Origin of the sequence: Chryseobacterium salviniae (genome assembly GCF_035819015.1) — a bacterium.
GTDB classification, from domain to species: Bacteria; Bacteroidota; Bacteroidia; order Flavobacteriales; family Weeksellaceae; genus Chryseobacterium; species Chryseobacterium salviniae.
Genome location: NZ_JAYLAA010000040.1, coordinates 72,749 through 84,052, shown reverse-complemented (window position 1 = coordinate 84,052; position 11,304 = coordinate 72,749). Strand labels below are relative to the sequence as shown.

Here is an 11,304-nt window from a genome sequence, read left to right as displayed (position 1 = left end):
TATCTCATCAGAATATTGAAAACGGATTATTACACGTTCATAAAAATACAGGTTTCATCGGCCGTTGGTTTGAATTTTCCCAAAATCCGTTTACTATCTGTGATACGGCACATAATCTGGCCGGCATCTGCATTTTTTTTAAGATTTTCAGGGATTTCTGATGCAGCGAAGTTCTGTGCATAATACACAGATGCTGCAGAAAGAGCTGCGGTACAAAGTATTTTAATCATGGTTGTTAAAATTTAGCAAAAATAAGAAAATCCCCAAAGTTTCAAAATTAAATTTTATATATACAGAATCTATATGCAAAAGAAAAAGGTCTCATTTCTGAGACCTTTTATTATGTTAACTATTGCTATTTTATGCGTCAATTTTTGCATATTTTGCATTCTTTTCGATAAATTCTCTTCTCGGAGGAACCTCGTCTCCCATAAGCATTGAGAAAACACTGTCTGCTTCTACGGCATTGTCAATGGTTACCTGTTTAAGGATTCTGTGTTCCGGGTTAAGGGTGGTTTCCCAAAGCTGTTCAGGATTCATCTCTCCAAGACCTTTGTAGCGCTGCACTTCTACTCCTTTCCCGTCCGGAGACATTTCGAGTGTCAGTTCTTCACGCTCTTTTTCGTTATAGGCATACAATTTTTTATTTCCTTTTTTCAATAAATATAAAGGCGGCTGAGCAATATAAATATATCCGTTCTCAATAAGTTCCTTCATATACCTGAAGAAGAACGTAAGAATCAGCGTAGAAATGTGAGATCCATCGATATCGGCATCGGTCATAATTACGATTTTATGATATCTCAGTTTAGCCATATTCAACGCTTTGCTGTCCTCTTCAGTACCAACGGAAACTCCAAGAGCGGTATAAATATTCTTTATCTCCTCATTGTCATACACTTTATGGAGCATTGATTTTTCCACGTTCAGGATTTTACCTCTTAAGGGAAGGATAGCCTGGAAGAATCTGTCTCGACCCTGCTTCGCAGTTCCCCCTGCGGAATCTCCCTCTACAAGGAAAATTTCAGATTCTGCAGGATCTTTTGAAGAACAATCGGAAAGTTTCCCCGGGAGCCCGGATCCTCCCATAGGAGATTTTCTCTGAACCATCTCACGCGCTTTCTTCGCAGCCTGTCTTGCTTTTGCAGCTAAGACCACTTTCTGAACGATCTGCCTGGCTTCGGTTGGGTTTTCTTCAAGGAAATTAGACAACATTTCCCCTACGATTTTATCTACTGCCCCGGAGACTTCAGAGTTACCGAGTTTAGTTTTGGTTTGCCCTTCAAACTGAGGCTCCATTACTTTTACGGAAACCACGGCTGTTAATCCTTCACGGAAGTCGTCACCGGTAACCTCTACTTTTTCTTTTTGAGGAATACCGAGATCATCGGCATATTTTTTAAGGGTTCTCGTTAAAGCACGTCTGAAACCTGCAAGGTGAGTTCCTCCTTCATGGGTATTGATATTATTAACATAGGAGTGAAGATTTTCGGTAAATGATGTATTGTAACGCATCGCCACTTCCACCGGAATATCATCTCTTTCGCCTTCCATGAAAATTACATTTTCCATGATGGATTCACGGTTTCCGTCGATGTAGGCAACAAATTCTTTTAATCCGCCTTCGGAATGAAAGATTTCAGTTCTGAAGGATCCGTCTTCCAGCTTTTCTCTTTCGTCGGTTAAAGTAATGGTGATTCCTTTATTCAGGTAAGAAAGTTCTCTTAAACGGCTTGCCAGTGTATCGTAATTGTAAACCAGTTCGGTAAAAATGGTATCGTCCGGCTGGAAAAACTGCTTGGTACCCCGCTTGTCGCTGTGCCCGATTTCTTCAACACCGGTTTGTGCCTTCCCTCTGGAATAGATTTGCTGATAAATATTTCCATCTCTGTAAACCGTGGTTACCATTTCATTGGAAAGTGCATTTACACACGACACCCCAACTCCGTGAAGACCTCCGGACACTTTGTACGAATCTTTATCAAACTTACCTCCGGCCCCGATTTTTGTCATTACAACTTCAAGAGCAGATTTTTGTTCTTTTTCATGGAAGTCTACCGGAATACCTCTACCGTTGTCACTTACTTCAATTCCGTTTCCTTCTTTAATGCTGACAAAGATGGTATCGCAGTATCCTGCCAAAGCCTCGTCAATAGAATTATCCACTACTTCATAAACCAAATGATGCAGGCCTCTTACCCCTACATCACCAATGTACATTGAAGGACGCATACGAACGTGTTCCATTCCTTCCAATGCCTGAATACTACTAGCTGTATATTGTTTCTGACTCATATAAAATATTAAAAATTTTGCTAAATGCAAAGACCCACAAATATCGTGATTTTTTTCGAGGTATGAAAGTTAAAATGTGTCAAAAACCTAAAGACTTTTCCAAAGAAACCGAATATAATTCAGCCATAAAAAATACAAAGTTAAACTCTTCAATCTTAACAACAACTGTCGGAAATCATATTCATCAATAGGCAATTTATTCTTACATTTATTTACTTAAAATTTAATGCTTATGGACGATTTCCTTGCAGCCCGTGCCCAGATGGCAATGTCCCTCGGTTTTCATATTATTTTTTCTTGTGTAGGAATGGTGATGCCCTTTTTGATGGCATTTGCCCACTGGAAATATTTGAAAACAAATAATGAAATCTATAAAGGGCTTACCAAAGCGTGGAGCAAAGGTGTTGCCATACTTTTTGCGACGGGAGCCGTTTCCGGCACGATGCTTTCTTTTGAGCTTGGGCTTCTCTGGCCACAGTTTATGAAACATGCAGGCCCTATTTTCGGGATGCCGTTTTCTTTAGAAGGAACAGCCTTTTTTATCGAAGCCATTGCCATAGGATTTTTTCTATACGGCTGGGACAGATTCAATAAATGGTTTCACTGGTTTTGCGGATTTCTGGTAGGAATCAGCGGTTTGGCATCAGGGATTTTAGTGGTTGCCGCCAATGCGTGGATGAATTCACCCGCAGGATTTGATTATGTTGATGGACAGTATTTAAATATAGATCCAATAAAGGCCATGTTTAATCAAGCATGGTTTCCACAGGCACTGCATATGACAGTTGCCGCATTTTGCGCTACGGGATTTGCTGTTGCAGGCGTTCATGCCTACATGATCCTGCGCAAAAAGAATGTTGAATTTCATACCAAAGCGTTTAAAATTGCCGCCGGATTCGCTTTAATCGGAGCATTCGGAGCGCCTTTGAGCGGTGATGTTGCAGCAAAATCCGTGGCAGAGAGACAGCCTATAAAATTAGCTGCGATGGAAGCGCATTTTGAAACCGAAAAAGGTGCTGCTTTTGTGATTGGCGGAATTCCGGATGAAAAAAAAGGAGAGATAAAATATGCTTTAAAAATTCCTAAGATGCTAAGCTTTCTTGTAAGCAATGATCTTAATTCTGAGGTAAAAGGGCTGAAAGATTTCCCGAGAGATGAATGGCCGCCGGTTGCTGTGGTACATTTCGCCTTTCAGATTATGATTTTCTTCGGAGTGGTGATGATTATGATAGGAATCGTTTATTTATATGCCACCTTTTTTAAAAAAGAATGGCTGGAAAAGAAATGGCTGCTAAAGACTTTTTTAATAGCAACACCTTTTGGATATATCGCCCTGGAAGCGGGTTGGACCGTAACGGAAGTAGGCCGGCAACCCTGGATTATTTACGGAATTATGAGAACTGTTGACGCTGTAACGCCGATGCCGGGAATTCAATATTCGTTCTACTTTTTTACGGCTGTTTTTGTTTCATTATCTTTTGTTATTATTTTCCTTCTGACACGGCAGATTAAAATGGTTCCGAAGCTTTACGATCCTACCGATCCTGAGTTTAACGCTAAACAAAAAAAATTATGATATACGTAGTTATTGGTTTTCTTTGGTTATCAATTTGCCTGTATGTAATTTTGGGCGGAGCAGATTTTGGGGCAGGAATTGTAGAGCTTTTTACGAGAAAAAAGAACCGTCCGAAAACGAAAGTCATCATGTATGAATCGATTGCTCCCGTTTGGGAAGCCAACCACATGTGGCTGATTATCGCTATTGTTATTCTTTTTGTAGGTTTTCCTGAAATTTATACCACCCTATCCACTTATCTTCATATTCCCCTGGTTCTGATGCTGATCGGGATTATCGCACGAGGAACGGCATTTACGTTCAGGCATTATGATGCTGTGAAAGATGAATGGCAAAATGTATATACCCAGATTTTTTATTTTTCAAGCTTATTAACTCCTTTTTTTCTGGGGTTGATTGCTGCTGCAACTATCTCCCACTCTATTAATCCTGATGCCAAAGGCTTTTTAGATTTGTATATTTTCAGCTGGCTAAACTGGTTTGGAGTTGCTGTTGGGCTATTTACCATTTCCATTTGCGCTTATCTGGCTTCTGTTTTTGCGTTGCGGGAAACGGTTGACCGCCTTGAACTTAGCTTAATGATTAAAAAATCCAAGCAAACAATGATTTTTGTCGTTTTGACCGGAGCTTTGGTTTTCTTGACTGCTTACCTTTCCGATATTCCTCTGATTATGTGGGTGTTTTCAAAGCCATTGGGAATTATGGCAACCTCTTTTGCCACTGTTTGTTTAGTATTGATTTTACGAGCCATGAATATCAGAAAGCTTCTTCCTGTAAGAGCCCTCGCAGGATTTCAAGTGATTATGATCTTAGTTGCCGCTACCTATCAGCATAACCCGAATATTATTTTATTTGCAAACGGACAGCATCTTTCTCTGCTGGAGCATGTTGCAGCTCCGAAAACCATTTCCGCTTTAGGATGGGCTTTGATTCTCGGATCTATTTTTATTTTACCGTTTTTATTTTATCTGATGGCTTCTTTTAGCAAACTGAGAAGAAATTAATTACGGAAATCATGAAAACAAATCTTGATGATAGAATTTGATCTGAAAAATTTTAAACTCATTTCGTTTCAACCGTATGTTTAAAGATTATTTAAAGATGACCAAAGTACATATTTAATGGAGGTAACCTGTGTAACTCACGGTTTATGGGAAGTCTGGATACATCTTACCGAAGAGGAAATTGAACTTTACAAAAAATAGGGCGATACGGAGCTGGAAAAAATAGCAAAATTGATCTCTTATCATTGTTATGCTCCTGATTACCATAAAAGATATTTAAAGGTTTCGGAATGACAGATTTTCGGGCGGAAGCTTCGCTTCCGCCCGAAAATCATTATTTTTTAAGCACCATAATTTCCACCCTCCTGTTTTTAATCATATCTTCTTCAGTACGTTCGGGATAAACGACAGGATTGAGGTGTCCCATTCCTTTAACTTTTATTCGTCGTGAATTTACTCCCTGCTTCTCAAGAAATTCTCTGATCGCATCTGCCCGTGTGAAGGAAAGGTTGAAGGTTTTCAGGTCGAGATCTTCGCCGTCAAAATTGTCATAATCACAGCAGATATGTCCTTGAAGCTCCACATCCAGAGCGGGATTATTTTTTAATATACCAGCGAGCTGGATCAAAACTTTGCTTCCTTTTGGAAACCAGATGTGGCGGCCGCCGATAAAATTGACATTCGGTAAAGAATAGGTTTCTCCAACCTTCATATCAGAAACCTTCCTGCTGAAAAAACTTTCAAACGTTCTGCCTGATTTTATTTCGCCTGTCTTCAATATCTGATCAATAAAAATATCTACTCTCCTGTTCTTACGGCGCAATTCTTCGGTGCTGTTATCATTGATCTGCTTTTCTTTTCCTAAACCGACAACACTTTCCAAAATAATTGTATTTCCTATTCTTTCCTGAAGGTATTTACTTACTGTATTGGCTCGATTTTCAGATAACTTTTTATTGTATTCCGAGCTTCCGGAAATGTCACAGTTTCCGAAAATCCTGAACTTCAGGTTACTTTTCAGGTTTGCCAGACTATCTAATTTTCTTTGGGATTCTTTCGTGAGTGTATAGCTGTCATAATCGAAATAGACAGACGTAAGCATCTGCGATTGGATGCTTATGCAACAAAAAACCAGCAATACGAGAGTTTTCATCGATAGTTTTTAATGGAAACGTAAAAACAGTCAAAATAGTCTGTGTCCGTTTTAAAAAAGTTCCGGCGGAAGCTTCGCTTCCGCCGGAACTAAATTATATAAATGATAAATCTTAAACCAGTTTCATCAAAAGATTTTCATCAATCTTTTCAACTTTCACAAGATTATTTTTTGTAAGAGTTTTAGAAGCTTTATCCCATTTCTTACCGGAAAGCTGACTTCTTTCTTTCACTTCAGCTAATGAAAACGGTTCTTCCTGAGAGTTTAAAATTTCAAGAATCATTTTTTCATCTTCTCCCAATTCGATTTGTGGAACCGATTTTTCAGGTTTCATCTGCGGGAAGAACAATACTTCCTGAATCGACGCATTATTTGTTAAGAACATGATTAATCGATCCATTCCGATTCCTAATCCTGAAGTTGGCGGCATTCCGTATTCCAGGGCTCTTAAGAAATCTTCGTCAATGAACTGACCTGCCTCATCATCCCCTTTTTCAGATAATTTTAACTGATCTTCAAAACGTTCTCTCTGATCGATCGGGTCATTCAGCTCCGAGTAAGCATTCGCAATTTCTTTACCGCATACCATCAATTCAAAACGCTCCGTTAATCCTTCTTTGCTTCTGTGTTTCTTGGTTAAAGGAGACATTTCGATCGGATAATCGGTAATGAAAGTCGGCTGGATGAAGTTGCCCTCACATTTCTCGCCGAAAATTTCATCGATGATTTTTCCTTTACCCATGGTTTCGTTCACCTCAATTCCGATAGACTTGGCGAAATCGAACAATTCCTGCTCTGTTTTTCCGGTAATATCAAAACCTGTGAATTTCAGAATCGCATCCGTCATAGAAATTCTTTGGTAAGGCGCTTTAAAATCTACTTCATATTCACCAAAAGTAGCTTTTGTCGTACCGTTTACCTGAATAGCGCAGAATTCCAGTAATTTTTCCGTGAAATCCATCATCCAGTTGTAGTCTTTGTAAGCTACATAAATTTCCATTGCCGTAAACTCAGGGTTGTGGGTTCTGTCCATCCCTTCGTTTCTGAAGTTTTTGGAGAATTCGTAAACCCCGTCGAAACCGCCCACGATCAATCTTTTCAGATACAACTCATTGGCAATTCTTAAATATAATGGAATGTCTAAAGCATTATGATGCGTGATGAAAGGCCTTGCAGCTGCTCCACCCGGAATCGACTGTAAAATAGGCGTTTCCACTTCGAAATATCCTGCGTCATTAAAGAATGTTCTCATCGCATTGAACAGTTTCGTTCTTTTCACGAAAACTTCCTTTACCTGAGGGTTTACCGTTAAATCTACGTAACGCTGTCTGTATCTTAGTTCCGGATCGTTAAATGCATCATGCACCACCCCGTTTTCATCCGTTTTTGCCTGAGGAAGCGGTCTCAATGACTTGGTAAGAAGCGTGAAGTTTTTTACCAAAACTGTTTTCTCGCCCACCTGTGTTGTGAACAATTCTCCTTCCACACCGATGATATCTCCGATGTCTAAAAGATGCTTGTACACCTCATTGTATAAAGTTTTATCTTCGCCGGTACAAATTTCGTCCCTGTTGAAATAAACCTGGATTCTTCCGGTAGAATCCTGCAATTCAGCGAAAGAAGCTTTCCCCTGGATTCTTCTTGACATCAATCTTCCTGCAATCTTAACCTGTTTATTATCAGCGAAATCCTGTTTTATAGATTCTGTAGTATCTGTAATTACATATTCATCTGCCGGGAATGCGTTGATCCCCATTTCAACAAGCTTGTTCAGCTTTTCTCTTCTGATAATTTCCTGTTCTGATAATTGCATTATTTCTGTATTTCAATAACGCGCAAAGATAAGGGTTTTTGTCTTTAAAATTCAAAAATTTGTCTTATTTTGGAGTAAAATATGGTTAAATATATCGAAAATAAAAAACAAAAAAGCTGCTTCCCGAAATTGAAAAACAGCTGTATTATTTTTGAGGATGAAATTATTTTTTCTTCAGTGTTAAAATATATTCCACCATTTTTTTTGCCTCTTCTTTTGATACCTGAGGATGCGGAGACATCGGAACACCGCCCCAGACTCCACTACCGCCTTCTATAATTTTGGAAGCAAGCAGTTCAATATCCTTTTCAGAATATTTGTCTGCAATTTCCTGATAAGAAGGCCCTATCATTCTTTCATTAACCGCATGGCATCCGGAACAGTCAAGACTTTCAATAATCTGTTCTCCGGAGAGATTGCTTTTCGCAGATCCCGCATCAACCGTTTTTTCCGGAGATGTTTCCTCAACCGGTACATTTTCTTTTTGAGAACAGGAAAGCATAGAAAACCCAATGATTCCTGCTAGAAAAAGTTTTCTCATTATTTTGTAAGCGTATCGGCTTTTGCGTCTTTAGCAGGAACAGACATGGCAGCGTTCACATCAGCTTCCGGTGTATCTCTTGTTGTTGCGCTGGAATCCTGCTGAACTGCAGTTGGCGCATCCGGCTCCGGCAACATGGTGTTGCTGTCTTGTAAGTCATGATCTGGCTTTTTAGAACAGTTAGCCACTAATAAACCTCCGATAAATGCGATTGCTAATACTTTTTTCATTTCTATAAAATTATTAAGCAAAAATATAAAAAATAAAGTTTTAAAATCATGATAAATATCCATTTTAAAGATATTCTGATAAAAATACCCGCTTTAAAAGCTTTGAAGACAGATCCTGTTGTAACTATTATAAAAGACAGGGATTAAAAATCTATTTAAATTTAGAATTAATTTTTAACCTTAAGAAATTAAGAACTTAGGCTTAAAAAACTTAATAAAAATTAATTTATTGATGCTTTGATCATGATCAGCTTACTCCCTGAATTCTTAATGTTAAATCTAAGAGTAAACAGAGTTTATTGTAATTTAGAAAATTAAGAAAATGCTATAAATAATTTATTGAGTAAATTTAAACAAGAATTAATTTTTCAGGATTTTATTTTTTGTATTGAAAAAAATATTTACATTTGTAGCATGTTTAATATCAGCAACAATAAAAATTGGTGGTGGCTTTCAAACTCTTCGTCGGGTCTGAAGTTATTGTCGTGTTGGTGATTCTTGTACAGCGATTATAATCTTAAATTATATAATAATAAAGACTTTGACGTACCCCGTTGAAGTCTTTTTTTTGTTTAATATCTAAAAAGAAAAACTGTAATGTTCAGTAAAAAAATAAAAATAAAAACCGTTTCCAGAAAAACCCTCGGAGATCTTCAGACTCCGATGAATATTTACCTGCAGGTACGTGACAAATTCAGGGATACCATTCTGCTGGAAAGTTCAGATTCTAAAAATATCGACAATAATTTCTCATTCATTGCCATCAATGCCATCGCCGGGATTGAAGTTAAAAACCTGAAAGAACTGGAAATAAAACTTCCCGGACAGGAACCCATAAAACAACCAATAGAAAAAGACATCGCCGGTATTTTCGATGAATTTTCAGGTATTTTTGAATGTGAAAAAACAAATGATCCGGCTGCGGAAACCGCGCAAAGCCTTTTCGGATATACCAGTTTTGAAGCCGTACAGTTCTTTGAAAATCTTGAATTTAAACCTCAAAGTCCGGAAGTTGAAATCCCGCTTCTTCGCTATCGTCTTTATCAATATGTTATTGCTATTAACCATTACAATGATGAAATGCACCTTATTGAAAACCAGATCGAAGGAATAAAATCCGAAATGTATGTTTTGGAAAGTTTTATCAAAAATAAAAATCCTGCGATGTATCCGTTTGAAAAAAATGGAGAAGAAACCTCGAATATTACCGACGAAGAATATATTGATTTTGTAAAAACCGCCCAGAAGCACTGCATGAGAGGCGACGTATTTCAGTTGGTGCTGAGCAGAAGATTCGAGCAGAAATTCAAAGGTGACGAATTCAATGTATATCGTGCTTTACGAAATATCAATCCTTCACCCTATTTATTTTTCTTTGATTACGGAAACTATAAATTATTCGGTTCAAGTCCTGAAAGCCAATTAATTATTAAAGATAATAAAGCAATTATTCATCCCATTGCGGGAACTTTCAAAAGAACCGGCGACTTCGAAACCGATCTGCAATCCGCAGAATCTTTAAAAAAAGATCCTAAGGAAAATGCAGAACATACCATGCTTGTGGATCTTGCCAGAAATGATCTTGGAAAGCTGGGAAAAAATGTGACCGTAACAAAGCTTAAGGAAATACAGTTATTTTCACATGTCATTCACATGGTAAGCGAAGTTACCGCAGATTTACCCCAAGATACAAAGCCTTTTGAAATGATGGCAGCAACTTTCCCACAGGGAACATTAAGCGGAGCGCCAAAACATAAAGCCTTACAGCTTATCAATAAATACGAAAAAAATTCCCGTGGCTATTATGGAGGATGTATTGGCTTTTTTGGTTTAAACGGAAGCTGCAACCAGGCCATTATGATCCGTACTTTTTTAAGCAAAAACAATACGCTGTATTACCAGGCAGGAGCAGGACTCGTCGCAAAATCAAATCCCGAAAGTGAATTACAGGAAGTGAATAACAAGCTTAACGCTTTGAAAAAGGCAGTGGAAAAAGCTGAAAAGTTATTTGATAATTAATTAAAAATAACAATTTATTCATCTTCAAATCAAAATCCATTTAATACAGAAAACAAAATGAAACATACTATACCAACAATCAACACTGCGACTAAAATCCTTGTCTTTGACAACTACGACAGTTTCACCTACAACCTCGTTCAGATGATTGAAAGAATCCTTGAAACAAAAGTTGATGTCGTTAAAAACGACGAAATTTCGCTGGAAGAAATCGGAAAATATGATAAGATTGTTCTTTCACCCGGTCCCGGAATTCCTGAAGAAGCCGGAATTTTATTGAAATTAATAAAAAAATATGCTCCCACAAAAAGCATTTTAGGAGTTTGTCTCGGTCAGCAGGCTATTGCTGAAGCTTTCGGGGGAAGCCTTATCAACCTTACGGAAATCTTCCATGGTGTTGCAACATCCGCAGAAATTGTAAAGCCGGAAACCAAAATTTTTAAAAATCTCAACAGCGGAATGGAAGTGGGAAGATACCACAGCTGGGCCGTAAATCCGGAAGGTTTTCCGGAAGAGCTTGAAATAACAGCCGTAGATAAAGACGGAATGATCATGGCACTGCAGCATAAAACCTACGACGTTCATGGCGTACAATTCCACCCTGAAAGTATTTTGACTCCCGAAGGTGAAGTGATCATCAGAAACTTTCTGCTGAATTAATCATGTATTTAAA

Annotated in this window: 10 protein-coding genes; 4 read left to right on the top strand and 6 right to left on the bottom strand. The window is 38.2% G+C overall.

Annotated elements, in window-relative coordinates; translation table 11 throughout:
* Positions 1 to 29: 29 nt before the first annotated feature.
* The gene (locus tag SOP96_RS20020) at positions 30 to 230 is read right to left on the bottom strand and encodes a hypothetical protein (RefSeq protein ID WP_411911987.1); all 201 of its coding nucleotides are present in this window, start codon (positions 228 to 230) and stop codon (positions 30 to 32) included.
* Between the two features lie 130 nt (positions 231 to 360).
* Positions 361 to 2,295 (bottom strand): DNA topoisomerase (ATP-hydrolyzing) subunit B, encoded by a 1,935-nt coding sequence (gene gyrB / locus SOP96_RS12190; RefSeq protein WP_326321216.1) that lies wholly within the window; start codon positions 2,293 to 2,295, stop codon positions 361 to 363.
* A gap of 232 nt (positions 2,296 to 2,527) precedes the next feature.
* On the opposite strand from gyrB, the gene SOP96_RS12185 reads away from it, so the two are divergent.
* Complete coding sequence (locus SOP96_RS12185; RefSeq protein WP_326321215.1) at positions 2,528 to 3,871, top strand: cytochrome ubiquinol oxidase subunit I; 1,344 nt, start codon at positions 2,528 to 2,530, stop codon at positions 3,869 to 3,871.
* The gene (locus SOP96_RS12180) at positions 3,868 to 4,875 is read left to right on the top strand and encodes a cytochrome d ubiquinol oxidase subunit II (protein ID WP_326321214.1); all 1,008 of its coding nucleotides are present in this window, start codon (positions 3,868 to 3,870) and stop codon (positions 4,873 to 4,875) included. Before SOP96_RS12185 ends, SOP96_RS12180 begins: the two co-directional genes overlap by 4 nt.
* A 334-nt stretch (positions 4,876 to 5,209) precedes the next feature.
* On the opposite strand, the gene SOP96_RS12175 is transcribed toward SOP96_RS12180, so the two are convergent.
* The 4 genes from SOP96_RS12175 to SOP96_RS12160 form a co-directional block, all read right to left on the bottom strand.
* Positions 5,210 to 6,028: an OmpA family protein gene (locus tag SOP96_RS12175; RefSeq protein WP_326321213.1), complete on the bottom strand. Its 819-nt coding sequence runs from the start codon at positions 6,026 to 6,028 to the stop codon at positions 5,210 to 5,212.
* 112 nt (positions 6,029 to 6,140) lie between these two features.
* On the bottom strand, positions 6,141 to 7,841 hold the full coding sequence (lysS, locus tag SOP96_RS12170; RefSeq protein ID WP_326321212.1) for a lysine--tRNA ligase: 1,701 nt from the start codon (positions 7,839 to 7,841) through the stop codon (positions 6,141 to 6,143).
* A 163-nt stretch (positions 7,842 to 8,004) separates the two neighbouring features.
* Entirely contained in the window at positions 8,005 to 8,382 is a 378-nt protein-coding gene (locus tag SOP96_RS12165) for a c-type cytochrome (protein ID WP_326321211.1), read from the bottom strand.
* Positions 8,382 to 8,612 carry a hypothetical protein gene (locus SOP96_RS12160; RefSeq protein ID WP_326321210.1) on the bottom strand — a complete coding sequence of 77 codons (231 nt, stop codon included), beginning with the start codon at positions 8,610 to 8,612 and terminating at the stop codon, positions 8,382 to 8,384. The genes SOP96_RS12165 and SOP96_RS12160 overlap by 1 nt, the downstream gene beginning before the upstream one ends.
* Positions 8,613 to 9,209: 597 nt before the next feature.
* Between SOP96_RS12160 and SOP96_RS12155 the strand changes: the two genes are divergently transcribed.
* Positions 9,210 to 10,631 carry an anthranilate synthase component I family protein gene (locus SOP96_RS12155; protein ID WP_326321209.1) on the top strand — a complete coding sequence of 474 codons (1,422 nt, stop codon included), beginning with the start codon at positions 9,210 to 9,212 and terminating at the stop codon, positions 10,629 to 10,631.
* Positions 10,632 to 10,688: 57 nt separating this feature from the next.
* Positions 10,689 to 11,291 carry an anthranilate synthase component II gene (locus SOP96_RS12150; protein ID WP_326321208.1) on the top strand — a complete coding sequence of 201 codons (603 nt, stop codon included), beginning with the start codon at positions 10,689 to 10,691 and terminating at the stop codon, positions 11,289 to 11,291.
* Positions 11,292 to 11,304: the final 13 nt, after the last annotated feature.

Excerpts from the sequence above, each read along its gene's own strand:
- SOP96_RS20020 (WP_411911987.1), bottom strand. The coding sequence starts at position 230 with ATGATTAAAATACTTTGTACCGCAGCTCTTTCTGCAGCATCTGTGTAT.
- gyrB (WP_326321216.1), bottom strand. The coding sequence starts at position 2,295 with ATGAGTCAGAAACAATATACAGCTAGTAGTATTCAGGCATTGGAAGGA.
- SOP96_RS12185 (WP_326321215.1), top strand. The coding sequence starts at position 2,528 with ATGGACGATTTCCTTGCAGCCCGTGCCCAGATGGCAATGTCCCTCGGT.
- SOP96_RS12180 (WP_326321214.1), top strand. The coding sequence starts at position 3,868 with ATGATATACGTAGTTATTGGTTTTCTTTGGTTATCAATTTGCCTGTAT.
- SOP96_RS12175 (WP_326321213.1), bottom strand. The coding sequence starts at position 6,028 with ATGAAAACTCTCGTATTGCTGGTTTTTTGTTGCATAAGCATCCAATCG.
- lysS (WP_326321212.1), bottom strand. The coding sequence starts at position 7,841 with ATGCAATTATCAGAACAGGAAATTATCAGAAGAGAAAAGCTGAACAAG.
- SOP96_RS12165 (WP_326321211.1), bottom strand. The coding sequence starts at position 8,382 with ATGAGAAAACTTTTTCTAGCAGGAATCATTGGGTTTTCTATGCTTTCC.
- SOP96_RS12160 (WP_326321210.1), bottom strand. The coding sequence starts at position 8,612 with ATGAAAAAAGTATTAGCAATCGCATTTATCGGAGGTTTATTAGTGGCT.
- SOP96_RS12155 (WP_326321209.1), top strand. The coding sequence starts at position 9,210 with ATGTTCAGTAAAAAAATAAAAATAAAAACCGTTTCCAGAAAAACCCTC.
- SOP96_RS12150 (WP_326321208.1), top strand. The coding sequence starts at position 10,689 with ATGAAACATACTATACCAACAATCAACACTGCGACTAAAATCCTTGTC.